Origin of the sequence: Herbidospora cretacea (genome assembly GCF_001570605.1) — a bacterium.
GTDB classification, from domain to species: Bacteria; Actinomycetota; Actinomycetes; order Streptosporangiales; family Streptosporangiaceae; genus Herbidospora; species Herbidospora cretacea.
Genome location: NZ_BBXG01000004.1, coordinates 448,963 through 471,477, shown reverse-complemented (window position 1 = coordinate 471,477; position 22,515 = coordinate 448,963). Strand labels below are relative to the sequence as shown.

The window sequence follows — 22,515 nt, the reverse complement described above, 5'->3', positions numbered from 1 at the left end:
GTACCATGAATTGACTATCAGGAACCTGATACCTAAGGCGGGGTCGTCATGAAGGTCGTGGTGATCGGGGCGGGGATGGGCGGGCTGGCGCTGGCCCAGGCGCTGTCGCGCGGCGGGATCGAGGTGGTCGTCCACGACCGTGACCGGGCCGTGGAGGCCACGGGGGGATACCGGCTCCACCTCGACCACCTGGCCTGCGCCGCGCTCCGCCGCCGTCTCGCGCCGGGGCACTATCAGGCGCTGCTGGCCAGTTCGGCCGGGCGGCGGGCGTTCACCCGGTTCGCCTTCGCCGACCACCGGATGCGGCTGCTGTTCGCCGAGGCGCAGGACCTGGCGGCGGAGACCCTCATGATCGGCCGGGTCACGCTGCGGCGGCTGCTGGCCCACGGGCTGGGTGACGCGCTGCGGCTGGGGTCGGAGTTCACCGGGCACCGGACCCACCCCGACGGGACCGTCACCGCCCACTTCGCCGACGGCGGCACCGAGACCGGCGACCTGCTGGTCGGCGCCGACGGGGTCGGGTCACGCGTCGCCCACGCGCTGGCCGGGCGGCCGACGTCCGCGCCCGCCGGAGTCGGCGGCATCGCCGGCCGCACTCCCCTGACCGCCGGCACCCGACCGCTGGTCCCCGCGCTGCTGACGCCCGGCCCGGCCCTGGCGTTCGGCCCCGGCGGGGTGGGGCTTTTCCTGACCGTCCACGACCCCGCGTCAGGCCCCGCCGTCGACCCCGCCGCCTGCACCGAGGTCGCCGCGATCACCGAGCCGCCCTCGCTGGTCTGGGGGGTGCTCGCGCCCGACCGGGCCTACCCGGACCGTCCCCGGGAGCTCGACGCCGCCGGGCTCGTCGGGGCTGCCGGCGCCCTGCTCGGCGGCTGGAGCCCGGACGTCCGCGCGCTGGTGCGGGCCGCCGACCCCGCCTCGGTGGCGTTCTTCGGCTTCCACGCGGCCGACCCCGACGCCGACCTCACCCCCTGGCCGGCGGGCGCGGTCACCGCGCTGGGCGACGCCGTCCACGCGATGCCGCCCACCGGCGGCATGGCCGCGGCCACCGCGATCCGCGACGCCGACCTGCTCGCCGAGGAGCTGCTGCTCGTGCGGGACGGCGAGTCCACGATCCCGCTGGCGGTGCACCGCTACCAGAAACGGATGGCCGCCTACGCCGGGGAGGCCGTCCGCACGTCGATCCAGCCGCTGCGATGGCTGGAGCGGCTCGCCACCCCGGCCGGGACCCGGGCCGCCCGGATCGCCCTGCCGGCGGTCGCCGCCGCCACGCGGCTCGGCCGCACCCTCACCGGCGCCCGCCATGGGTGAACCGGACCTCCCGCTCTGGGAGCTGATCCAGACCTCCTACGTCGTCACCCGGGGCTTCGCCGACGTCTTCGGCGCGGTCGGGCTCACCCCGATCCAGTTCGGCGTGCTGGCCTCGCTCGCCGACGGCGACGACCTGAGCCAGGCCGAGCTCGCCCGCGTGATCATGGTGCGCCCGCAGAGCCTCGGCGAGGTGGCCCTCTCCCTCGTCGGCCGGGGCCTCGTCGAGCGCGACGGGCCGGGCGGACGCGGCCGCCGCGCGGCCCTGCGGATCACCCCGGCGGGACGGGAGCTCCTCGGCCGCGCGCTGCCCGCGGTGGCGGCCTTCAACGCCCCGGAGAACATCGGCCTGTCGGAGGCCGACGCCGCCGAGCTGACCCGGATGCTCCGCGCCGTCCGCGCCGCCCTGTCCTAGCTCTCCTGATAGGTGCCGATGACCGACAGCAGCCGCAGCTTCTCGTGGCTCTCGCTGCCCGGGACGGCGGTGTAGACGAGCAGCATGTGGCCGTGGTCGGGGTCGACCAGCGACTGGCAGGCCAGTTCGAGCGCGCCGAGCTCGGGGTGGACGAAGTGCTTGACCTCGCGGGGGCGGATGCCGACCTCGTGCCGGTCCCACACCTCCCGGAACTCCTCGCTCCGGGCCAGCAGCAGGTCGGCCAGGTGGGCCGCCCGGGACCCGGGCCCCCGCAGCGTGGCCAGGCCGCGCAGGCCCGAGGCGAACATGCGGCTGAGGAACTCGTGGTCGCGCGGCGCGTAGAGCCGCCGCGTGGCCGGGTCGGTGAACCAGCGGTAGCCGATGCTGCGGGCCGGGCCGGTGTGGACGGTCAGGTCGCCGGTGAGCGCGACCCCGAGCGCGGTCTGCCGCAGGGTCTCGCCGAGCTCGGTGACGATCTCGGCGGGGGTGTCGTGCAGGCGGTCGAAGATGCGCAGCAGGCCGGGGCCGATGTGCTCGCCGAACGCGCCGCGCGCGGGCGGGTTGTGCCCGGCGAGCCGGAACAGGTGGTCGCGCTCGTCGAGGGACAGGTGGAGCCCCTGCGCCATGGAGGCGATCATCTGCTCGGACGGCTGAGGCCCGCGCTCCCGCTCCAGGCGCGAGTAGTAGTCGGTCGACATGTGGCAGAGCAGGGCCGCCTCCTCCCTGCGCAGCCCGCTCGTCCTGCGGCGGCGCCCGCGCGGGAGGCCGACGTCCTCCGGTTGCAGCGACTCCCGGCGGCGGCGGAGGAACTCCGCGAGCCCCGTCCGGTCGATCACCATACGTGCCTCCTTGGGTGCTGCCCCCCTTTCTACCGGCCGCCCACCAGCGCATCCACGGCCCGCCGATCCCCCTCTGGGGAGTCATGGGGGGATCGGCGGGCCCTGAATACCACCGGCGACATCGGCGACGGTGGGGACATCGCCACGACGTCCAGGAGTGAACCCATGCCACGCAGACCCGTCGACATCAGCGTCCCCGACCTGTCAGGAAAGCGCGCGGTCGTGACCGGGGGAAGTGACGGCATCGGGCTCGGCCTCGCCACCCGGCTCGCCGCGGCCGGGGCCGAGGTGGTGCTGCCCGTCCGGAACCCGCGCAAGGGCGAGGCCGCGATCGCCGCGATCCGCCGGGGGAACCCGGACGCGGACGTGCGGCTCCGCGAGCTCGACCTGTCCTCGCTCGCCTCCGTCGCGGCCCTCGGTGAGGCGCTGCGGGAGGAGGGACGGCCGATCCACATCCTGATCGACAACGCCGGCGTGATGACCCCGCCCGACCGGCGGACGACCGCCGACGGCTTCGAGCTCCAGTTCGGCACCAACCACCTCGGGCACTTCGCCCTCGTGGGCCACCTGCTGCCGCTGCTGCGGGCCGGCCGGGCGCGGGTGGTCTCGCAGCTCAGCATCGCCGCCAACCAGAACGCCATCAACTGGGACGACCTGAACTGGGAGCGGTCCTACCACGGCATGCGCGCCTACAGTCAGTCCAAGATCGCGTTCGGCCTCTTCGGCCTCGAACTCGCCCGGCGCAGCCAGGCGGGCGGATGGGGCCTGACCAGCGCTCTCTCCCATCCGGGCATCGCGCCGACGAGCCTGCTCGCCGCCCGGCCCGAGGTCGGCCGCGCCGAGGACACGATGGGCGTCCGGGTGATCCGGGCCCTGTCGGCCCGCGGCGTCCTCGTCGGCACGGTCGGGACCGCGCAGCTCCCCGCTCTCCTCGCCGCCACCTCCCCCGACGCGCGGAACGGCGGCTTCTACGGGCCGAGCGGGTTCCGCCAGCTGGGCGGCCCGCCCGGCGAGCAGCGCCTCTTCTCCCGCCTGCGCGACGCCGAGGAGGCCCGGCGCGTCTGGCGGGTGTCGGAGGAGCTGACGAAGGTGTCCTTCCCCCACGACTGAGGGACGGTGGGCCCGGCGGTGCGCCGGGCCCACCGTGGTCAGGCCGTCATCGCTGGAGGGTCAGCAGGCCCGGCCGGTAGGGCAGCAGACCGTAGTCCACGCCGTTGGAGCTGGGGCTGCGGCCCTGGTAGAGCAGCTGCAGGTTGCAGGGGTCGACCGTCATGGTCTGGTCGGCGCTGGTGCGCAGGAGCTCACCGTGGCTGATGTCGTCGGTCCAGGTCGCGCCGCTGTTGGCCTTGCCGGCGAACGGGTTGGACTCGGTGGCGGCCTGCGGCGTCCAGGTGCCGCCCAGGCTGGTGGCGGTGAAGGACCGGAAGTACCGGCCCCGCGAGCCGATCGCCTCGACGATCATCAGGTAGCGGTTCTGGCCGGCCAGCTTGTAGACCTGGACCGCCTCGAACAGGTTGTTCGTGGTGTCGGTCATGATGGTCTGGTAGCTGGTGCCGAAGCTGCCGGGGAAGTTGCCGATCGGCATGCTGGCCCGGTAGATGCGGCCGTTGTCACCGGCGAAGAACAGGTACATGTTCTGGTCGTCGCCGATCAGCGCCTGGTCGATCGGACCGGTCTGGGAGTTGGAGATGCTGCCCGAGAACAGCGTCTGCGGCGAGGACCAGCCGTTGGCGTTGGTCGGGTTGGTAGAGGTCCGGTAGGAGAAGGCCGGGCCGCCCCACTGGTAGGCCAGCACCCAGATGCTCTTGGGCGCGAAGTAGAACAGCGACGGCGCGACGGTGCCCGAGTTCATCGCGTTCTGGGTGGCCGAGCCCATCTGGTTGTAGTTGCTGAACAGGGAGAAGTTCATCGAACCCCAGCTCGACCCGAAGTCGTGCGTGGTGGCGTAGACGAGCTGCTGCCCGTTGTAGGGGGCGACGGTGAAGTCCTTCAGCGAGACCCAGCCCGACCTCGGCTGCGCAAGCGCGCCGGTGGAGGTCCACCGGTAGGAGGACGGAAGGTTGCACGTCGGCGTCGGGGTCGGCGTCGGCGAGGGCGTCGGGGTGGGTGAGGGAGTCGGCGTCGGGCTCGGGGTCGGGGTCGGGGTCGGCGAGGGGGTCGGGGTGGGGCTGGGCGAGCCGCCGCAGGTCACGCCGTTCAGGGCGAACGACGTCGGCGCCGGGTTGCTGCCGTTCCACGAGGCGTTGAACCCGAAGCTGGTGCTGCCGCCGGAGGCGATGGAACCGTTGTAGGGCATGTTGGTGGCGGTCACCGTCGAGCCCGACTGGGCAGGCGTGGCGTTCCACATCTGGCTGATCTGCTGACCGGCCCCGAAGGTCCAGGTCAGCTGCCAGTTGCTGACCGCGTCACCGAGGTTGTTGATGGTGACGTTGGCGCCGAAGCCGCCCGGCCAGCTCGACGAGACGGCGTAGTCGACCCGGCACGCGACGGCGGCCTGGGCGGGGGTCGTGGTCAGCAGACCGGCTCCGGCCAGCAGGATCGCGACCGCTCCGATCACGGGGGCGCGGCGCGGGGACCGCCGGGCCGCCGTGGTGGCGGCCGGGCGTGGTGAACGGGATCGCCAGGGCAGGCGCATCTGGATTCTCCTCATCGTGATGTCCGTCAGGAAGCGGTGCAGGTGGCGGTGGGGGTGGCCGCGGCGCCGTTCGCGGTGAAGCCGAAGCTGGTGGAGCCGCCGGCGGGGATGGAGCCGTTGTAGGGGGCGTTGACCACGGTGACGTTGGACCCGGACACGCTCTGCTGGCCGCTCCAGAGGCTGCTGAAGGTCTGGCCGCCGGGCCAGGTCCACCGCACGGTCCATCCGCTGACCGCCGCGCTGCCGGCCTGGACGGTCACCGCCGACTGGAAGCCGCCCGGCCAGGTCGTCGTCGTGGTGATCGTCGCCGTGCACCCGCCCGGAACCGGGCTGGGCGTCGGAGTCGGCGTCGGAGTCGGGGTCGGGGTCGGGGTCGGAGTGGGCGTGGGAGTCGGTGTCGGCGTGGGCGTCGGGGTGGGCGTCGGGTTCGGGGGGGCCGCGTTCAGGGCGTTCAGGACCGCGTCGTAGGCGGGCTTCTTGTTGGCGCCGCTGAACAGCAGCGGGGTGTCGCCCGACCGCCAGGAGTCCTGGTCGCGGACGCCCCACACGGTGATGCCGGCGCAGCGGGCCACCGCGAGGCAGTCGTTCACCACGGCGGCGTAGGTCTGCGGCGAGGCGCCCTGGATGTCGAGTTCGGTGATCTGCACGTCGACGCCGAGGGCGGCGAAGCTGGAGATGGTGGTGCGGTAGTTGCTGTTGTACGGGCTGCCGCTGTTGAAGTGCGACTGGAGACCGACGCAGTCGATCGGCACGCCGCGCTGCTTGAAGTCGCGGACCATGTTGTAGACCGCCTGGGTCTTGGCCCACGTCCAGTTGTCGATGTTGTAGTCGTTGTAGCAGAGCTTGGCGGCCGGGTCGGCGGCCCGCGCGGTGCGGAAGGCCACCTCGATCCAGTCGTTGCCGGTCCGCTGGAAGTTCGAGTCGCGGCGGCCGCCGCCGTTGCCGTCGGCGAAGGCCTCGTTGACGACGTCCCAGGCGTAGATCTTGCCCTTGTAGTGGCCCACCACGCCGTTGATGTGGTTGATCAGGGCCTGCCGCAGCGCGGAACCGGACAGCGACTGCATCCAGCTCGGCTGCTGGGCGTGCCAGGCGAGCGTGTGGCCGCGCACGCGCTTGCCGTTCTGCACCGCCCAGTTGTAGATCCGGTCACCGGCGTTGAAGTTGAACTGGCCGCGCGCAGGTTCGGTGGCGTCGAGCTTCATCTCGTTCTCGGCGGTGATCATGTTGAACTCGCGGTTCGCGATGGTCGTGTACTGCGAGTCGCCGAGCCGGTTCGCGCTGATGGCGGTGCCGAAGTACCGGCCGCTCTGCGCGGCGGCGGCGCCGAGCGTGCTCGCCGCCGCTCCGGCCGGCGTGGTCGGCACCGTCAGCGCGGTGACCACGCCGAGCAGGCCGGCGACGGCGGCGATGAGAACCCGGGGGTTCCCCAGACGTCTTGGTGCAGTGCCCATGGCTGAGTGCTCCAGAGGAATCACGGATAGCGGATGGAGGGGGGTCACCCCGCGATCGACGCCGCGTCCCGTGATCGGGGAACGCACACCACATGGGCGTCACGGCCGGTCCCGCCACGCACCACACATGGCAGGAGGCCGCCTCGGGGAGACGTGTCGGTCACACCACGGTGCAGGCGACGCCGTTCAGGGTGAAGGCGCCCGGCTCCGAGGTGTTGCCGGTATGGGTGGCCTGGAAGCCGACGTCGATCGTGGCTCCGGGGGCGAGCACCGCGTTGTGGCTGACGTTGCGGGCGCTCACCTGGCCACTGGACGGCGAGTAGCTCGCGTTCCAGCCTGAGGTGATGGCCTGCCCGGAGGGCAGGGTGAAGACCAGCGTCCAGCCGTCGACCGGCGAGGTGCCGGTGTTGGTGATGCTGATGTTGGCGGTGAAGCCGGTGTTCCAGGGGTTCATCGTGTACGCCACCCGGAACTGCCCGGTGCCGCCGCTGGGCGACGGGGAGGGTGAGGGGGTCGGCGTGGGCGTGGGGGTCGGCGACGGCACGGGGCCCGCGCTGGTCACGAAGGTCGTGATGCTCCGGGCGGGGAGCGTGATGGTGAGGGAGCCGTTCGCCATGGCGACGGTCCCCTGCGGGGCGACGGTCCGGCTCGCGTCGGTCAGCCACCAGGTCGCGGCGGTCGCGGCGCTGCCCGACAGGGTGAACTGCTGGCTCACGCCGGAGGTGTTCTTGTTGACGGCGACGATGACGATCGTCTCGCCGCTGCGGTAGGCGGAGACGTAGACGTTCGACGCCGGGTTGGCCGTCGCGTCGATCCGCACGTAGCCGGGGCGGACGAACCTGGCGAAGTGGGCCATCATGGCGCCGCGCTTGCTGATCGTGCCGTCTTCCCGCATCGGGCTGTAGCTGCGCCGGATGTACCACCAGATGTAGGTCTGGAACTCGGCGTCCACCATGGCCCGGTGGATGTGCTCCCCCACGTCCAGCGCCTGCGGCCAGAGGTCGGCCGAGTCGCTGCTGTTGGGGTAGTACACCTCGGTCATCCACAGCTCCTTGCCCGCGCCCCGCTGCTTGAACAGGGGATACGGGAAGTTGGAGTAGGACGTGCCGTAGAGGTGCGCCCCGAGGATGTCGACGTTGGCGAGCGCCGTGGCGTCGTTGAGGATCGGGTCGGAGACGCTCTTCACGTACTGGAAGGACTCGGGGGCGATGACCCGGGTGCTGATCGAACCTGCGTTCTCCCGTAAAAATCGGAGCATTTCGGCGGAAGTCCACCAGGTCCAGTCGTGGGCGTAGTCGGGCTCGTTCTGCACCGAGATGGCGTAGAGGTTCACCCCGTTGTTGCGCATGTGGGTGGTGAAGTCGTTCAGGTGCTGGGCGTAGGCGGCGTAGGCGTTGTACCTGAGCCGCTTGGCGTTGGTCTGGCTGCCCCGGGTGAAGGTCTCGATCATGGAGGCGGGCGGGTTCCACGGCGAGGCGAAGACGATCGCCCCGAGTTCGACCGCGCGCCGGGCCGTGGCCAGGTCACGGCTGAAGTCGGCCGAGCTCTCCGGCACCGGGATCCGCAGGACCGAGAAGCCCAGGCGGCCCTCGCCGGCGCCGAACGCCGTGTCCCGCTGGGCGGCCGTGAGGTCGCCGATCCAGGCCGCGTGGGCCATCCCGCCGAAACCCCGGATCGTCTGCCGCTGCGCCGACGGATTGACGACCGCCGTGGCGGCGGCCGCCTCGGTCGCCCCGACGACCGAGGCCGCGACCGTGACGACCGGCAGGGCTCCCATCGTGGTCAGGACGGCCCGGCGGCTCAGCCGTCCCCGCTCGCCGTCCTCTGGTTGATTCCGATCACGTGTCATGACTTCTCCTGTCGCCCGCGGGTTTCGAGATGTTGGCGTTAACATTTCGGACGTCCCGCGGAGGGGTGATATCCCGGCAGAGTGTGGTCCGGCCCCGGCAGGGGGTCAACGCGCGTCACCTCGTCAGGCGTGCGAACTACGCGAAGTTTCACCGACCCCTGAATATTTCAGGAAAGCCGCCGCCGGGCGGCCCGCCTGTTCGACGTCGACGGCGAAGACCGCTCCCGCCAGAGCCGGGGCGGGGGACAGTCCGTGGGCGGCGGAGGTGACGAACAGCCGCCCGCCGGCGAGGCAGACGCTCGTGGGCTGAGGGGTCGGCACGTCCACGACCCGGTCGAGCCGCCCCTCGGGCGTGTAGCGGCGCACCTGGGAGCCGCCCCAGACCGCGACCCACAGGTGGTCGTCGGCGTCGACGGTCATGCCGTCGGGGCCGCCGTCCCGGATCGTGGCGAACACGGCGGGCGCGCCGAGGTCCCCGGTGGCCGGGTCGACGTCGTGCCGGTCGATCCGGCCCTCGGCGCTGTCGGCCAGGTACATCGTGCGGCCGTCGCCCGAGAACGCGGGGCCGTTGGGGATGGTCAGGCCGGTGCGCACGGGCGTGACCGCCAGGTCGGGGCCGACCCGGTAGAGGACGCCCGCGCCGGGCGTGGAGTCGTAGGGCATCGCGCCCGCCCACATGCGCCCGGCGGGGTCGCAGACCGCGTCGTTCATCCGGGAGCCGGCCGGGGCGGGCCGGTCGATCCACTCCACCGAACCGTCCCGCTCGTCGAGCAGCGCGAAGCCCCGGCCCGCCGCGGCCAGCCACAGGCCGGGCCGGCCCCGGACCGGGGCGACCGCCCCGAGCGGGACGTCCAGCCGGAACAGCTCCTCGGCCGGGCCGGGGCGGTCGGCCGGGACGGTCAGCAGCCGCCCGGCGAGGATGTCGACGAAGACCAGCCGCCCGTCGACCCAGCGGGCGCCCTCACCGAGTTCGCAGTCGATCGCGCACCAGACGTCCATGTCTGTCTCCTCATCGCAGGACGGAGCCGGGCAGGCCGTCGAGCAGGCCCAGCTCGGAACGGGCGGGCAGGCCCTCCCAGTCGCCGGTGGAGGCGACGGCGAACGCGCCGACCGTGACCGCCCGCCCGAGGCGGCCGGGCAGGTCCAGGTCGTCGAGCATCCCCGACAGGTACCCCGCGACGAACGCGTCACCGGCCCCGACCACGTCGGCCACCGCCACCCGCCGGGCCGGGAGGTGCGCGGTCTGCGTCGCGGTGTGGCCGGTCGCGCCGTCCGCGCCGCGTTTGACGACGACGTCGCGCACCCCGGCGTCGAGCAGCGCGGCCACCCGGTCGCGTTCGGTGGTCGCGGCGGCGGGCGCGACGAGGTCGAGTTCGTCGTCGGAGGCGACGACGACCGTGAGCGAGGACGCCAGCGGGCGGAGCGCCGCGGCCGCCGTCTCCCGGTCCCACAGGCGGGCGCGGAAGTTGACGTCCAGGCAGACGGGCACGCCGGAGCCGACCGCCGCCAGGACGGCCGCCCGGACCGCCTCGGCCGGGCCCGGCCCGAGGGCCGGGGTGACGCCGGTGACGTGCAGGATCGCCGGTGGCGGGTCGAGCGCGGGGAGCACGTCGCCGGGTGACAGGAACGACGCGGCCGAGCCCGCCCGGTGGTAGATGACCCGGGTCAGCTCGCCGACCCGGCGCTCGAACAGCACCAGGCCGGTGGGGCCGCGCCGGTCGGCGCGGGCGTGGGTGAGGTCGACGCCCTCGGCGCGCAGGGTGCGCAAAACGAGTTCCCCGGTCTCGTCGTCGCCCACGAGCCCGGCCCAGCGCACGCGGTGGCCGAGCCGGGCCAGGCCGATCGCGACGTTGGACTCCGCCCCGGCGACCGACAGCCGCATGCCGCCGCCGAGCCGGATCGGCCCCTCGGCCCGCAGGGAGGCCATCGTCTCCCCGAAGGTCAGCACGCTCACAGGCTCTCCCGGAACGCGCGGGCGCGCGCCCGCAGCGCGCCGAGGTCGCCGCCCGCCGCCGCGTCCCCCACGAGGGGGGAGCCCACGCCGACCGCCACCGCCCCGGCCGACAGGTAGCCGGCGGCCTCGGCCGTGCCCACCCCGCCGACCGGCACGAACGGCACACCGGGGAACGGGTCGCGCAGCGCCCGCAGGTGCCGCACCCCGCCGAGCGAGGCCGGGAACAGTTTGATCGCCGTGGCCCCCACGGCGAGCGCGTTCACCACCTCGGTGGGGGTGAGCGCCCCCGCCAGCACCGGCAGCCCGAGCGCGGCCCCCTCCCCGACCGCCGCGCTGACCGCCGGGGTGACCAGGAACGACGCCCCCGCCTCGGCCGCCTTCCCGGCGTCGGCGGCGGTGACGACGGTGCCCGCGCCGAGACGCGCGCCGGGCCCCAGGGCGGCCCGCGCCTCGCGGACCACCTCCAGCGCCCCGGCGGTGACCAGCGAGACCTCGATCAGCCGCACTCCCTCTCCGGCGAGCGTGAGCACCGTGGCCAGCGCCGCGTCGCGGTCGGGCCCGCGCACGATCGCCAGCAGCCGGTGCTCGGTCAGGTCCGAAAGGAAATCGGTCATCAGCACATCCCATTTCGATCGGCCATGAGCGGCCAGGCCGCCCCCGGAGTCCGGCGCGTCATCAGGTCAGCCTCTCCGCGGCCATGACGAGCCGCCAGGTCAGTTCCCCGGAGGCGGGCACCTGTGCGGCGTCGTCCGGGCCGGCCTCCGCCAGGTCGAAGACCGTGCCCAGCATGGGTTCGACGCCGATGCTCCGATAGGGAGCGCCCTCGGGGAATCCGCCCAGGTTGCGCCAGAGCGCGGTGCCCACCGGCACGCCCGGCGGCGCTTCCACGCGCAGGCGGAGCAGGTCGGTCCCGTCCTCGACGGCCACCGACGCGCAGGCCAGCACCGCCCCGGCGGCCGAGCCGTCGGCCGGTCCGAGGCGGTCGAGCCCCACCCCGAACGGGTCCGGCCAGCGCCCCTCCACGAACAGCGCGCCGGGCGGCCACGCCGTGTCGAGCAGAGGCGCGGCCTCGGGGTAGATCCGCACGGGGGTGCCGTCGGGAGCCACCAGCCGGGCCTTCTCACTCAGGTCGAGCAGGGCGTGGGCGGACCAGACGAAGCGGAAGCCCGGGTCGGCCGACAGCCGGTAGGTGGCCACCACCGCCCCGGCCTCGTCGCCGATCGTGCGGACCAGCTCGAAACCCTCACATTTCGCCGTCGCCTGGGCGGGCGTGCCGGTCCAGGGGCGGCTCCAGGCGTCGCCGTGGTCGGGCAGGCCCCGGACCGTCGGCACGCACTCCTCCAGCCCTCCGGCGTCCACGAACGCCGAACCCGGGAGGGCCACGGCACGGGCGGGGTCGGGGCGGGACCACAGCCACTCCCGGCCGCCGCCGGACAGCGACGTCCACCGGCCGCCGAGCGCGAGGTCGAAGCGGGCCGACAGGGGGATCGGGGTCACCATTCGGCCACCGCGCCGTCCTCGTGCCGCCAGACCGGGTTGCGCCAGGCGTGGCCGGCCTTGTCGACGCGCCTGACCTCGGCCTCGTCGATCTCCACTCCGAGGCCGGGGCCGAGGGGGCGGGCGACGTGGCCGTCGGTGAAGCGGAACACCTCGGGGTCGGTGACGTAGTCGAGCAGGTCGGCCTCCTCGTTGTAGTGGATGCCGACCGACTGCTCCTGGATGAGGAAGTTGGGGCTGGCGAAGGCCACCTGGAGGCTCGCGGCCAGCGCGAGCGGGCCGAGCGGGCAGTGCGGGGCGAGCCGGGCGTCCCACACCTCGGCGAGCGCGGCGATGCGCCGCACCTCGGAGATGCCGCCCGCGTGGGACAGGTCGGGCTGCACGACGGCGACCCCGGCCTCCAGCACGGGCCGGAAGTCCCACCGCGAGTAGAGCCGCTCCCCCACCGCCACCGGCACGCCGCTCGCCGCCACCACGCCCGGCAGCAGGTGCGGGCGGTCGGGCAGCACGGGCTCCTCCGCGAACAGCGGGTGGAACTCCGCGATGAGCGGCAGGATGCGGCGGGCGTCGGCCGCGCCGATCCGGCCATGGAAGTCCACCGCCAGGTCGCGGTCCGGGCCGAGCGCCTCCCGGGCCAGCGCGATCCGGTCGACGACACCGGCCACGGCGGCGGGCCCGGCGAGCGCCGGCATGCGCCCCGAGGCGTTGATCTTGACGGCGGTGAACCCGGCCTCCGTCCGGGCCGCGATGCCCTCGGCCAGCGCGGACGGCTCGTCGCCGCCGGTCCAGGCGTAGACGCGGGCGCGGTCGCGGACGTGGCCGCCGAGCAGGGCGTGCACCGGCACGCCGTAGGTCTTCCCGGCGATGTCCCACAGCGCCTGGTCGAGCCCGGCCAGGGCGCTCGACAGCACCGGGCCGCCCCGGTAGAAACCGCCGGTCGCCATCACCTGCCAGTGGTCCTCGACCCGCAGCGGGTCGCGGCCGACCAGATACTCGGCCAGCACGCCGACGGCGGCGCGGACGACCTCGGCGCGGCCCTCCACGACCGGCTCGCCCCAGCCGACCACGCCCTCGTCGGTCTCCACCCGGCAGAACAGCCAGCGCGGCGGGACCAGGAAGGTCTCGATCTTGGTGATCTTCACGCCGAGTCCTTCACCGCGGTCCAGCCACCGTCGACGACCAGCGTGGTCCCGGTGATGTACGAACTCTCCGCGCTCGCCAGGAACGCGACGGCCGCGGCCACCTCGTCGGGGCGGCCGAACCGGGCGGCCACGGTGGCGGCGACGCTGCGGCGGCGGTCCTCCTCGCCGATCCCCTCCCAGGCGGCGGTCATGATCGGGCCGGGCAGCACCGTGTTGACCCGGATCGCGGGCCCGTAGTCGACGGCGAGCTGCCGCCCGAGGGAGACCAGCCCGCCCTTGGCGGCGGCGTAGGCCGGATGTCCGGCCATGCCGACCAGGGCGTGCACCGAGGAGGTGAGCACCACGGCTCCCCCGCTCTCCCGCAGCAGCCCGGCACACGTGTGCACGCCCAGGTAGGCGGCCTTCAGGTTGACCGCGAGCTGCCGGTCCCAGTCGGCCTCGGCCAGCTCGTGGGCGGCGGCGCGGACCGAGGTGCTGGCGTTGCTGTGCAGCACGTCCAGGCGGCCGAACTCCGCGCGGGCGAGGTCGGCGACGCGCCGCCACGTCGCGACGTCGGCCACGTCACCGGTGACCCACACCAGACCCTGTCGGGCAGGTCGCTCGGCCACGTCCACCGCGATCACGCGGGCGTCCTCGGCCAGGAAGCGCTCCACCACCGCCGCGCCGATGCCCGACGCCGCCCCGGTCACCACGGCGACCTTCTCCGACAACCATCCGCGTCCCATGGCCTTAGTCAACAAGTGTTCCCTTTCAAAATGAATGTCCGATTCACGTCACCACCTGGACGATCCGCCATACTGGGCGCATGCCGATCCAGGAGGGGTTCCGCAACCAGCGGCTGACCGTCGTGCCGCGCCGGGTGGTGGCCGAGGCGAGCGCCCGGCCGGTCACCCGGCGGCTCATGGTCACCGACACGGGCTACTACCCCGTCGCCACAGACCACCTGATGAGAAGGCCCAACGGCATCGAGGAGGCGGTCTTCATCCTCTGCGTGGGCGGCCTCGGATGGGCGTCCGTGGGCGACGTCCACTACCGGATCGGCTCCAACGCCGCCCTGGTGATCCCGCGCGGCGTGCCGCATGCCTACGGCGCTTCTGCGGAGACACCCTGGACGATCTGGTGGTGCCACCTTCGCGGCACCGACCTCCCGGAGCTGCTGGAGGAGATCGGCGCCGGGCCGTCGCGCCCGGTGGTGTCGATCCGGCGGCTCGACCGGGCGGTGGCGCTGCTCGACGAGATCGTCACGATCATGGAACGCGACCACTCCCCCGCCGCGCTGACGGGCGCGGCCGGGGCCGCCTGGAAGCTGCTCACCCAGATCGTGCTCGACCGGGTGATGCCCGTGCCGGGCGACCCGTTGCAGCGCGCGATGGCCTACCTGGCCGAACGCCTCGACACCACCGTGCGGGTGGCCGAGCTGGCCGCGCTGGTGGGCGTCTCGCCCTCCCACCTGTCGGCGCTGTTCCGCCGCGCGACCGGCGGCGGGGTGCTCGCCCACCACACCACGCTGCGGATGGCCCAGGCCCGCAACCTGCTCGACACCACCGACGCCACGGTCGCCGACATCGCGCGGGAGGTCGGCTACGCCGACCCGTTCTACTTCTCCCGGCACTTCCGCCGCCTGCACGAGACGAGCCCGACCGACTACCGCAACCGCGCCAAGGGCTAGCCGGGGATCACACGGCGACCACGCGGAACAACACCGAGCGGTCGACGTCCAGCGACGGGGCCTCCACCCGCAGCGCCCGGCCGGGCAGGGTGACCCCGTCGTGCTGCCACGGCGGCAGCACGCCACCGGGCGGCGAACCGGGATACACCGCCTCGACCCGGTAGACGCGGTCGTCGTCCAGGCCGGGGAAGCCGATGCGGCCCGGCGGCCAGACGGCGGGGCGCTCGACCACGCTGAAGGCGTAGAGGGCCTCGGAGCGGTCGGCCGCCACCACGCCCTCCAGCCGGAAGGCCGGGTCGGGAAGGTCGGCGTGCACGACGTCGCCCGAGTGGAGCAGCTCCCGGTGCTCCTTGTGGAAGGCGACCCAGCGGGCCAGCGCGGCGAGGCTCTCCTCGTCGGCGGTGAGGAGGTTGACCTCGACGCCGAGGTGGCCCCACAGCGCCTTCTCCGCGCGGTAGTCGAGGGGGTGCACCCGGTGGGTGGTGTGGGAGTCGGCCGCGCCGATGTGGGTGCCCTGCATCTCCGGCGGGACCAGCAGCCCGGTCCAGCGCTGGATCTCCAGCCGCTCGTGCGGGTCGTTGCAGTCGCTGGGCCAGACGCGGTCGGTGAACTCCAGCACGCCGAGGTCGATCCGGCCGCCGCCGCTGGCGCACGACTCGATCTCCAGCCCGGGGTGGGCCGCCTTGAGCTCGGCCATCAGCCGGTAGACCTGCTCGACCTGCCGCCGCACGCCCGGCCGCCGCCCGGCGTCGAGCAGGTAGCGGTTGTGGTCCCACTTGATGTAGGCGATCTCCAGCGCCCCGACGAGCTCGCTGATCCGCTCGAACACGTGGGCGTACGCCTCGGGGTGACCCAGGTCCAGCACGTGCTGGTGGCGGGAGGGCAGGCCGGGGCCGTGGCCGGCCTCGAAGACCCAGTCGGGGTGGCGGCGGGCCAGCTCGGAGTCGAGGTTGACCATCTCGGGCTCGAACCACAGCCCGAAGTCCATGCCCAGCTCGCGCACCTTCTCCGCCAGCGGCGCGAGCCCGTCCGGCCAGACGCCGGGGTCGACCGTCCAGTCGCCCAGCGAGCTGGTGTCGTCGCGGCGGCCGAGGAACCAGCCGTCGTCGAGCACGAACCGTTCGGCGCCCGCCGCCGCGCCGCGTTCGGCCAGCGCGGCCAGGGTGTCGAGGTCGTGCCGGAAGTAGACGGCCTCCCAGGTGTTGAGCACCACGGGCCGGGGCGGCCGGGGCGTCTCCCGCAGGTGGCGGTGGAAGCGCCCGGCGAGCTCGTCGAGGCCGACGCCCCACGATCCGTACTGCCAGCGGCTCTGGAACGACTCCCCGGGGCCGAGCACGACCTCGCCCGGCAGCAGCACCTCACCGGCGGCGAGGTGGCGGGTGCCCGCCGGGGTGAGCTCGGCGGCCAGCACCTGGTTGCCGCTCCACGCGAGGTGGGTGGCCCACACGAGGCCGTGCCGGAACCCGAATCCGCGCTCACCGGCGACCAGCAGCAGCGTGTGCTCCAGCCCCGGCTTGCCGCCCCGCGAGGTCCGCACCCACTCCCCCACCTGGAACGGCCTGCGCTGCGGCACCCGCTCCAGCGCCCAGCGGCCGGTCAGGTCGAGGATCTCGGCCGCGTCGGAGGGCACCGGCAGCGCCAGTTCCATGGACCCGATCCGGTACGGCTCCGCGTCCTCGTTGGCCACCCGGGCCCGCTGCCGCACCAGCCCGCTGACCGGCAGCACCTCGATCTCGATCTCGATCGTGAGACCGAACTCGGGGTCACGGGCCGTCGAACGCAGCACCGGGCCCTCGGCCGTGTGGGCGGCGTCGCGGAAGTAGGGCGCCCAGCGGCGGCCGTCGCTGTCGCCGGCGAGCCCCGGGCGGCCGAGCCAGCCCTCGTGGAGCTGCGGCAGCACCGGGACGGGCTGCGGGTAGGTGACCGCGCTGTCGCCGACGGCGGGCAGCGCGGCCCGCTGGAGGTCGGCCAGCGCGTCCGGCCCGAGGTCGCCCAGGTCGGGGCCCCAGTGCAGGACGCGCGGCAGGCGTCCGCCGTCGACGGCGACGACCACGCTGGTGCCGCCCGCGCGCAGGTGGATCGGGTTCATGAGTCCTATCCTTTGAGCCCGCTGCTGGCGATGCCCCGGAAGAACTGGCGCTGCAGCAGCAGGAAGACGAGCACGAGAGGGATCGAGCAGATGAGCGCGCCCGCCATCAGCGTCGGGTAGTCGGTGCCGAACTGGCCCTGGAGCCCGGCCAGGCCGACCGGCAGGGGCCGGTTCTCCCCCGACGGGGAGACGATCAGCGGCCAGAGCAGGTCGTTCCACGAGTAGAGCCCGGTCAGCACGGTCAGCGCGGCCAGCGTCGGCTTGGCCATCGGGAGCATGACGTGCCAGAAGACCTGGAAGGGGTTGGCCCCGTCGAGCCGGGCCGCCTCCTCGTAGTCCTGCGGCATGTTCAGGAAGGCCTGCCGCATCAGGAAGGTGCCGAACGCGGAGAACATGCCGGGGATGGCCAGCGCCGGGAGCGTGTCCAGAAGCCCGAAGTCGCGGATCAGGCCGTACTGGCCGATCAGGAAGAGCTGGCTGGGCACCATCAGCATGGCCAGGAACAGCCCGAACAGCGCGTCGCGGCCGGGGAAGGGCAGCCGGGCGAAGGCGTAGCCGGCCAGCGCCGCGACCGCGACCTGGCCGACGACGCGCAGCACCAGCGATCCGGTGGAGACGGCGAACATCGACCAGAACGGCACCGTCGAGAAGAACGTCTCGAACGCGTGCAGGCTGAACTCCTGAGGCAGGATCGTCGGCGGGACCCTGGCCACCTCGGGCGTCGTCTTGAACACGGTGAGGATCTGCCAGGCGAACGGCACGACCATGATCAGGGACGCGATGACCAGCAGCAGGTGGATCGGCCACGTGCGGCGCTCACCCATAGAAGACCCACGATCTCTGGAGCCGGAACTGGAGCGCCGTCGCGATCATGATGACGATCAGCAGCACGATCGCGACGGCCGCGCCGTATCCCTGCTGGAACTGGACGAACGCCTTCTCGTAGAAGAGGTAGACGATCGTCTTCGAGTCGGCCAGCGCGGTGTTGTTGACGCTGCGCAGCATGATGAAGATCAGGTCGAACATCTGGAGCGCGGCGATCACGGTGAGGATCGTCACGAAGAAGATGCTCGGGCTCAGCAGCGGCACGGTGATGTGGAAGAACTGCCGCATCCGGCCCGCGCCGTCGAGCGCCGACGCCTCGTACACGGCCTTCGGGATCGCCTGGAGCCCCGCGCCGAGGATGATCAGGTTGATGCCCAGGCCCATCCAGATGCCGACGGCGGCGAAGGCGTAGATGGTGAACCGGGGGTCGGCCACCCAGTAGTGCCCGTCGATCCCGAACCACGACAGCACGTAGTTGAGCAGCCCGAAGTCGCCGTTGTAGATGAACCGCCAGACCATGCCGATCGCCACCGGGAGGGTGACGACCGGCAGGAAGAACAGCACCCGGTAGACCGTCCGCCCCCGGCCGGCCTGCTCGATCAGCGCGGCCAGCACCACCGCCAGCGGCACGCCGAGCAGCACGATCGCCGTGTAGAGCGCCGAGTTCCCGAACGCCTGCCAGACCGCGCCGTCACGGGCCAGCTCGGTGTAGTTGTCCAGGCCCACGTACGTGGCGGGCCCGAACGCCGGGACGTCCTGGAAGCTCTTGAGCAGCGTGGACAGGAACGGCCAGAGGTAGAGCGCGACCAGGCCGAGGGTCGCGGGCGCGACGAACAGCAGCGCCCATCCCACGCCCGGCCTGTTCGCGCTCTTCACTGAGGACGTCATTGCTTGGCGAGCACCTGGTCGACGGCGGTCTGGTACTCCTCGGCCGCCTCCTCGACGGGCTTGGCGCCCTCCCAGGCCGGGGCCAGGTACTGCGCCGCCAGGCCCTGCCACTCGGCGGTGTTCCCGGCGACCGGCAGCGGCACGCTGTAGTCGACGGCGTCGAGGAAGACCTGGAGCTTGAACTCCGGCATCGCGTCGAGCCACGGCTGCTGGGTGCCCTTGTAGGCCGGGAGCACGGTGCCGGTGGCCGCCTGGATCTCGGCCGCCTTGGTGCCGCCGAGGAAGGCCAGGAACTTCTTCAGCTCCTCGGGGTGCTTGCTGCCGGCGTACCCGGCGTTGCCGATGCCGCTGGTGACGGTGGCGCGCTTGACGCCCTGCGGCAGCGGGGCGACGTCGACCTTGCCCTTCAGGTCGGCGTTGTTGTGGAAGCGCAGCGCCCAGTAGGCGCCGGAGAAGTACATGGCGACCTTCTGGCTCTCGAACATCGACACCGCCTCGGTGTCGGAGAGCTGCTTCAGCGTCGGCGACGAACCGGCCTCCTGGAGGTCGGTCCAGAACTTCAGCCCGGCCACCGCCTCGGGGCCGGCGAAGTCGGAGGCGGTGCCGTCCGGCTTGATGATGCTGCCGCCGGCCTGGAGGATCGTGTTGTAGTAGCCGCCCTGCGCGTCGATCGGGGCGGCGATGCCCCAGACGCCCTTGGCCTTGTCGGTCAGCTTCTTCGCGGCGTCCTGCACCTGCTGCCAGCCCCACGTGTCGTCGGGGTAGCTCACGCCCGCCGCGTCGAACAGCGCCTTGTTGTACCAGATGCCGTTGGTGTCGAAGTCCTTCGGCAGGGCGAAGATCCTGCCCTCGTACGTGTAGGAGTCGGACACGGCCTTGGGGTAGGCGGTCATGTCGATCCCGGCGGTCTTCACCGTGTCGGACAGGTCGATCAGCGCGCCGCCCTTGGCGTACTCGCGGAAGTGGTCGGCGAGCATCCAGAAGGCGTCCGGCGCGGTGCCGCCCGCCGCGCCGACCTGGAGGGTCGACCAGTACTCGGGCCAGGGCAGGGTCTGCACCTTGACCGTGATGTTCGGGTTCTCCTTCTGGAACTCGGCGGCGATCTGCTCCATCGCGGGGGCCTGGTCCTCGCTCCAGTTGGCGTAGGTCAGGGTGACCTTCTCCGCCGGGTTCGCGGCGCCGGGGGTCTCGCCGCCTCCGGAGCAGGCGGTGAGGAGGGTCGCCGCCACGGCCAGGGCGGCCGTCCAGGTGTGTCTCATGTCGTACCTCTTCAGTTGGTGCTGGGGGGCTGGTTGACGTGGACGAGGGGCTCGACCCAGTCGACGTGCGCGGAGTCGTCTCCCGAACCGCGCAAAACGAGCGTGCGGACGCCCGAGACGTCCAGGTCGAAGGGGATGACCGGCTGACCGGCGGTGACGTCGGCGGTGAAGATCTCGCGGTCGTCGGCGAGCACCGCGACCCTGGCGTGGCCGGCCGACTCGTCGTCGACGCCGACCGCGCCGGTGAGGCGGGCGGCGTGCCCGCCGAGGTGGAAGCGCGCCTCCGAGGGCGGCGCGGTGCCCAGGCCCCGGGCGAACTCCTGACCGGCCACCCGCAGCGGGCCGCCGTCGCGGGGGTTGCCGCCGCCGTTGGACTGGTCGCGCTCGACCGGGCCGTCGGCGTTGACGAAGGCGATCATGGGCAGGTCGGAGAGGGCGTGCCCGCCCTCGGTCAGCGGGCTGACCACGCGGGTGTGCGCGACGACCGGGACGCCGTCGTCGCCGTCGCGTTCGACGGTGACCACGCCGAGCCGCCCGGGGAGCAGGCCGCGCGCCCGGACCAGCCACTCCGTCCCGGTACGCCGCTCGGCGGTCCAGCCCGGGGGCGGCCGCAGCCGGTCGCCGGGGCCGGTGGTGAGGGTGGCGGTGCCGTCGGCGTCCAGTTCGACCAGCGGCGCTGCCTCCGGAGGGGTCAGGCGGGGCCTCGGCCGGGCGCGGAACAGGTCGGTGCCCGCCGGGGCGACGACGGCGGCGAACCCGCCGTCACGGGCGATCTTCACGTCGAAGGAGCCGGTGGCCGTGGCCTCGGTGAGGTCGTCGCCGACGATCCACACCTGGGCGTCCGGTCCGGCGACGGCGTCGAGGGGGACGTGGATCGTCCGGGCCTCGCCGGTGCCGATGCCGCCGACGAACCAGCGGTCCCCGGCCCGACGGGCGATGACGGCGTGGGTGTCCGGGTCGCCCGCCAGCAGCACGGTCTCGTCCCAGGCCGGGGCCAGCTCCGCCAGGAAGCGGGCGGCGGCGGGGCGGGAGGCGTAGGCGTCGACGTGGTCGGCGAAGTGGGTGATGCCGCATTCGAAGGCCACCGCGAGGCCCAGCTCGTGGCCGTCGCCGGTGGTCCGGCCGGCCGCCCCGAAGGCGACCGGGGTGGCGTCCATCGCGCCCACGACGTTGCGGGTGAAGGGCTGGATGACGTTGTGGGAGGCGGTGAGCGCCTGGTTCTCGAAGAAGACGTAGTATTCGGCGCCCCTGATGGCCTCGTAGCCGATGACCTGGGGGAAGGTGCGGGCCCAGCCGCGCGGGATGACCGAGCCGTGGAAGTTGACCATGAGGCCGAGCCGGGCCGACTCGGCGAGGATCGTGTCGTACCAGCGGTAGCGGTCCTTCGACTCCGACTCCATGAAGTCGACCTTGATCCCGGCCACTCCCCACGACCGCCACAGGGCGAGCCTGCGCAGGTCCTCGGGGCTGTTGAGATCACGCCAGATGGTCCACAGGTGCACCTGGACCCCCCGCAGGCTCGCGTACGCGACGATCTCCGGGACCCAGGTCTCCTCCCACCCGCAGTCGATCAGCAGGTGCTCCCAGCCGAGGTCGGCGGCGACGTCCACGAAGTGCTTCTGCTTGCCGAGCTGCGCGCCGGAGTAGAAGTCCGACCACCACGACCAGGCCGCCCGGCCCGGCCGCACCCAGTCGGCCGCCTCCAGCTCGGGCGCGGCGGCCGGGGCCAGCTCCTCGACGAACAGCGAGGCGACCAGCTCTGCCGGGGTCCCCACGAGGAGGACCCGCCACGGGGTCACGACGCCCCGGGTGACCTCGACGCTCTCGTCGGCGAGGGTGAGGCGCAGCGCCCCGTCCCAGCGCACGTGGGCTCCCGCGAACCGGCCGTCGATGCCCGACTCGGTGATCAGCAGATGGGACTCGGGGCCGAGGCGGGTCAGGAACGGCAGGCCGTAGGCGGCGTTCTCCAGGTCGGCGGTGTCGACGCCGTAGCGCGGGGTCTCGTACCAGGTCTGGTAGTCCAGCACCCAGTTCCGCGACCCGGCGGGCAGCGGCACCGTCGTGTGGTCGGCGGTGACCGCGGCGACGCCGTCGAGGAGGGGCAGCGCGTAGCGGACGGCGACCCCGTGGGGGCCGCTGCGGGTGATCGCCTGCCAGACCACGCCCTCCTCGCGGAAGGTGTGGACGCTCTCGTGGTGCTCGTAGTCGTGCGTCCCGGCCGCCTTGCCCGACCGCAGCGTGAACCGGTCGCGGACCACCCGGTGGGTCAGGCCCACCTGCTCGGGGGCCGCGCCCAGCCGGAGATCGCCGAGCGAGAACCCGAGCTCGACCCCGTCCAGGACGGTCGCCGCGCCCCGGCTCACCGTCAGCCGCACGCCCGCGCCGGTGACGGTGATCACCGCGCGTGCGCCGTTCGTCTCCTCGTTCAACACCTTCTCCATCACAAGCCTCGCTCTTGAGCCACGGCCGAGCATAAGTCCAGGTCAGCGCAGCGAAGGCAGGGGTGTGCCGCCGGCTCTGGCGCGCCCCGCCTCCAGCCGGCCCGGCAGGGCGCGGGTGCGCCTCACTAGACAGATGAATGCGGGTGAAGGAAACCTACGGGCGCTCTGAGCGTGGCCGGAATGGTGGAACCGTGGGATCGGCTGGACGATCCGACTATGAGCGGGGAGAGGTGTCCGGCGGCCTCACGTGGGGC

Annotated in this window: 19 protein-coding genes; 4 read left to right on the top strand and 15 right to left on the bottom strand. The window is 73.1% G+C overall.

Going from position 1 to position 22,515, the window contains the following annotated elements:
* The first annotated feature begins 48 nt into the window (after positions 1-48).
* Positions 49-1,311 carry an FAD-dependent oxidoreductase gene (locus AW270_RS10265; RefSeq protein WP_061293166.1) on the top strand — a complete coding sequence of 421 codons (1,263 nt, stop codon included), beginning with the start codon at positions 49-51 and terminating at the stop codon, positions 1,309-1,311.
* Positions 1,304-1,723: a MarR family winged helix-turn-helix transcriptional regulator gene (locus tag AW270_RS10260; RefSeq protein WP_061293165.1), complete on the top strand. Its 420-nt coding sequence runs from the start codon at positions 1,304-1,306 to the stop codon at positions 1,721-1,723. Before AW270_RS10265 ends, AW270_RS10260 begins: the two co-directional genes overlap by 8 nt.
* Here AW270_RS10260 and AW270_RS10255 read toward each other — a convergent pair.
* The gene (locus AW270_RS10255; RefSeq protein WP_174549860.1) at positions 1,720-2,562 is read right to left on the bottom strand and encodes a helix-turn-helix transcriptional regulator; all 843 of its coding nucleotides are present in this window, start codon (positions 2,560-2,562) and stop codon (positions 1,720-1,722) included. The two genes, AW270_RS10260 and AW270_RS10255, sit on opposite strands and share 4 nt — an antisense overlap.
* A gap of 165 nt (positions 2,563-2,727) precedes the next feature.
* Between AW270_RS10255 and AW270_RS10250 the strand changes: the two genes are divergently transcribed.
* On the top strand, positions 2,728-3,672 hold the full coding sequence (locus AW270_RS10250; RefSeq protein ID WP_061293164.1) for an SDR family oxidoreductase: 945 nt from the start codon (positions 2,728-2,730) through the stop codon (positions 3,670-3,672).
* Between the two features lie 46 nt (positions 3,673-3,718).
* On the opposite strand, the gene AW270_RS10245 is transcribed toward AW270_RS10250, so the two are convergent.
* From AW270_RS10245 to AW270_RS10205, 9 genes are all read right to left on the bottom strand, one after another.
* Positions 3,719-5,197: a non-reducing end alpha-L-arabinofuranosidase family hydrolase gene (locus AW270_RS10245; protein WP_082801435.1), complete on the bottom strand. Its 1,479-nt coding sequence runs from the start codon at positions 5,195-5,197 to the stop codon at positions 3,719-3,721.
* Between the two features lie 26 nt (positions 5,198-5,223).
* Positions 5,224-6,648 (bottom strand): glycoside hydrolase family 10 protein, encoded by a 1,425-nt coding sequence (locus AW270_RS10240; RefSeq protein WP_061293161.1) that lies wholly within the window; start codon positions 6,646-6,648, stop codon positions 5,224-5,226.
* A 160-nt stretch (positions 6,649-6,808) separates the two neighbouring features.
* Positions 6,809-8,497 carry a glucuronoarabinoxylan endo-1,4-beta-xylanase XynC gene (xynC, locus tag AW270_RS10235; RefSeq protein ID WP_061293159.1) on the bottom strand — a complete coding sequence of 563 codons (1,689 nt, stop codon included), beginning with the start codon at positions 8,495-8,497 and terminating at the stop codon, positions 6,809-6,811.
* 123 nt (positions 8,498-8,620) lie between these two features.
* A complete protein-coding gene (locus tag AW270_RS10230) occupies positions 8,621-9,496 on the bottom strand; it encodes an SMP-30/gluconolactonase/LRE family protein (RefSeq protein ID WP_061293157.1) in 876 nt (291 codons plus the stop codon).
* Positions 9,497-9,506: 10 nt separating this feature from the next.
* A complete protein-coding gene (locus AW270_RS10225; RefSeq protein ID WP_218009153.1) occupies positions 9,507-10,451 on the bottom strand; it encodes a sugar kinase in 945 nt (314 codons plus the stop codon).
* Complete coding sequence (locus AW270_RS10220) at positions 10,448-11,065, bottom strand: bifunctional 4-hydroxy-2-oxoglutarate aldolase/2-dehydro-3-deoxy-phosphogluconate aldolase (protein WP_061293555.1); 618 nt, start codon at positions 11,063-11,065, stop codon at positions 10,448-10,450. Before AW270_RS10220 ends, AW270_RS10225 begins: the two co-directional genes overlap by 4 nt.
* A 61-nt stretch (positions 11,066-11,126) precedes the next feature.
* Positions 11,127-11,951 carry a hypothetical protein gene (locus AW270_RS10215; RefSeq protein WP_061293155.1) on the bottom strand — a complete coding sequence of 275 codons (825 nt, stop codon included), beginning with the start codon at positions 11,949-11,951 and terminating at the stop codon, positions 11,127-11,129.
* Positions 11,945-13,090: a galactonate dehydratase gene (gene dgoD, locus AW270_RS10210; protein ID WP_061293153.1), complete on the bottom strand. Its 1,146-nt coding sequence runs from the start codon at positions 13,088-13,090 to the stop codon at positions 11,945-11,947. Before dgoD ends, AW270_RS10215 begins: the two co-directional genes overlap by 7 nt.
* Positions 13,087-13,815, bottom strand: coding sequence for an SDR family NAD(P)-dependent oxidoreductase (locus AW270_RS10205; RefSeq protein ID WP_061293151.1), 729 nt, complete (start codon positions 13,813-13,815; stop codon positions 13,087-13,089). Before AW270_RS10205 ends, dgoD begins: the two co-directional genes overlap by 4 nt.
* A gap of 80 nt (positions 13,816-13,895) precedes the next feature.
* On the opposite strand from AW270_RS10205, the gene AW270_RS10200 reads away from it, so the two are divergent.
* On the top strand, positions 13,896-14,759 hold the full coding sequence (locus tag AW270_RS10200) for an AraC family transcriptional regulator (RefSeq protein WP_061293148.1): 864 nt from the start codon (positions 13,896-13,898) through the stop codon (positions 14,757-14,759).
* Between the two features lie 7 nt (positions 14,760-14,766).
* Here AW270_RS10200 and AW270_RS10195 read toward each other — a convergent pair whose 3' ends face one another.
* The 5 genes from AW270_RS10195 to AW270_RS10175 are packed head-to-tail and all read right to left on the bottom strand — an operon-like array spanning position 14,767 to position 22,249.
* Positions 14,767-16,848 (bottom strand): alpha-galactosidase, encoded by a 2,082-nt coding sequence (locus AW270_RS10195; protein ID WP_061293146.1) that lies wholly within the window; start codon positions 16,846-16,848, stop codon positions 14,767-14,769.
* Positions 16,849-16,853: 5 nt separating this feature from the next.
* Positions 16,854-17,672, bottom strand: a complete 819-nt coding sequence (locus tag AW270_RS10190) for a carbohydrate ABC transporter permease (protein ID WP_061293144.1) — start codon at positions 17,670-17,672, stop codon at positions 16,854-16,856.
* Positions 17,665-18,561, bottom strand: a complete 897-nt coding sequence (locus AW270_RS10185; protein ID WP_061293142.1) for a carbohydrate ABC transporter permease — start codon at positions 18,559-18,561, stop codon at positions 17,665-17,667. The genes AW270_RS10190 and AW270_RS10185 overlap by 8 nt, the downstream gene beginning before the upstream one ends.
* Positions 18,558-19,820 (bottom strand): ABC transporter substrate-binding protein, encoded by a 1,263-nt coding sequence (locus AW270_RS10180; protein WP_061293140.1) that lies wholly within the window; start codon positions 19,818-19,820, stop codon positions 18,558-18,560. Before AW270_RS10180 ends, AW270_RS10185 begins: the two co-directional genes overlap by 4 nt.
* 11 nt (positions 19,821-19,831) lie before the next feature.
* A complete protein-coding gene (locus tag AW270_RS10175; protein ID WP_169807282.1) occupies positions 19,832-22,249 on the bottom strand; it encodes a glycoside hydrolase family 97 catalytic domain-containing protein in 2,418 nt (805 codons plus the stop codon).
* Positions 22,250-22,515: the final 266 nt, after the last annotated feature.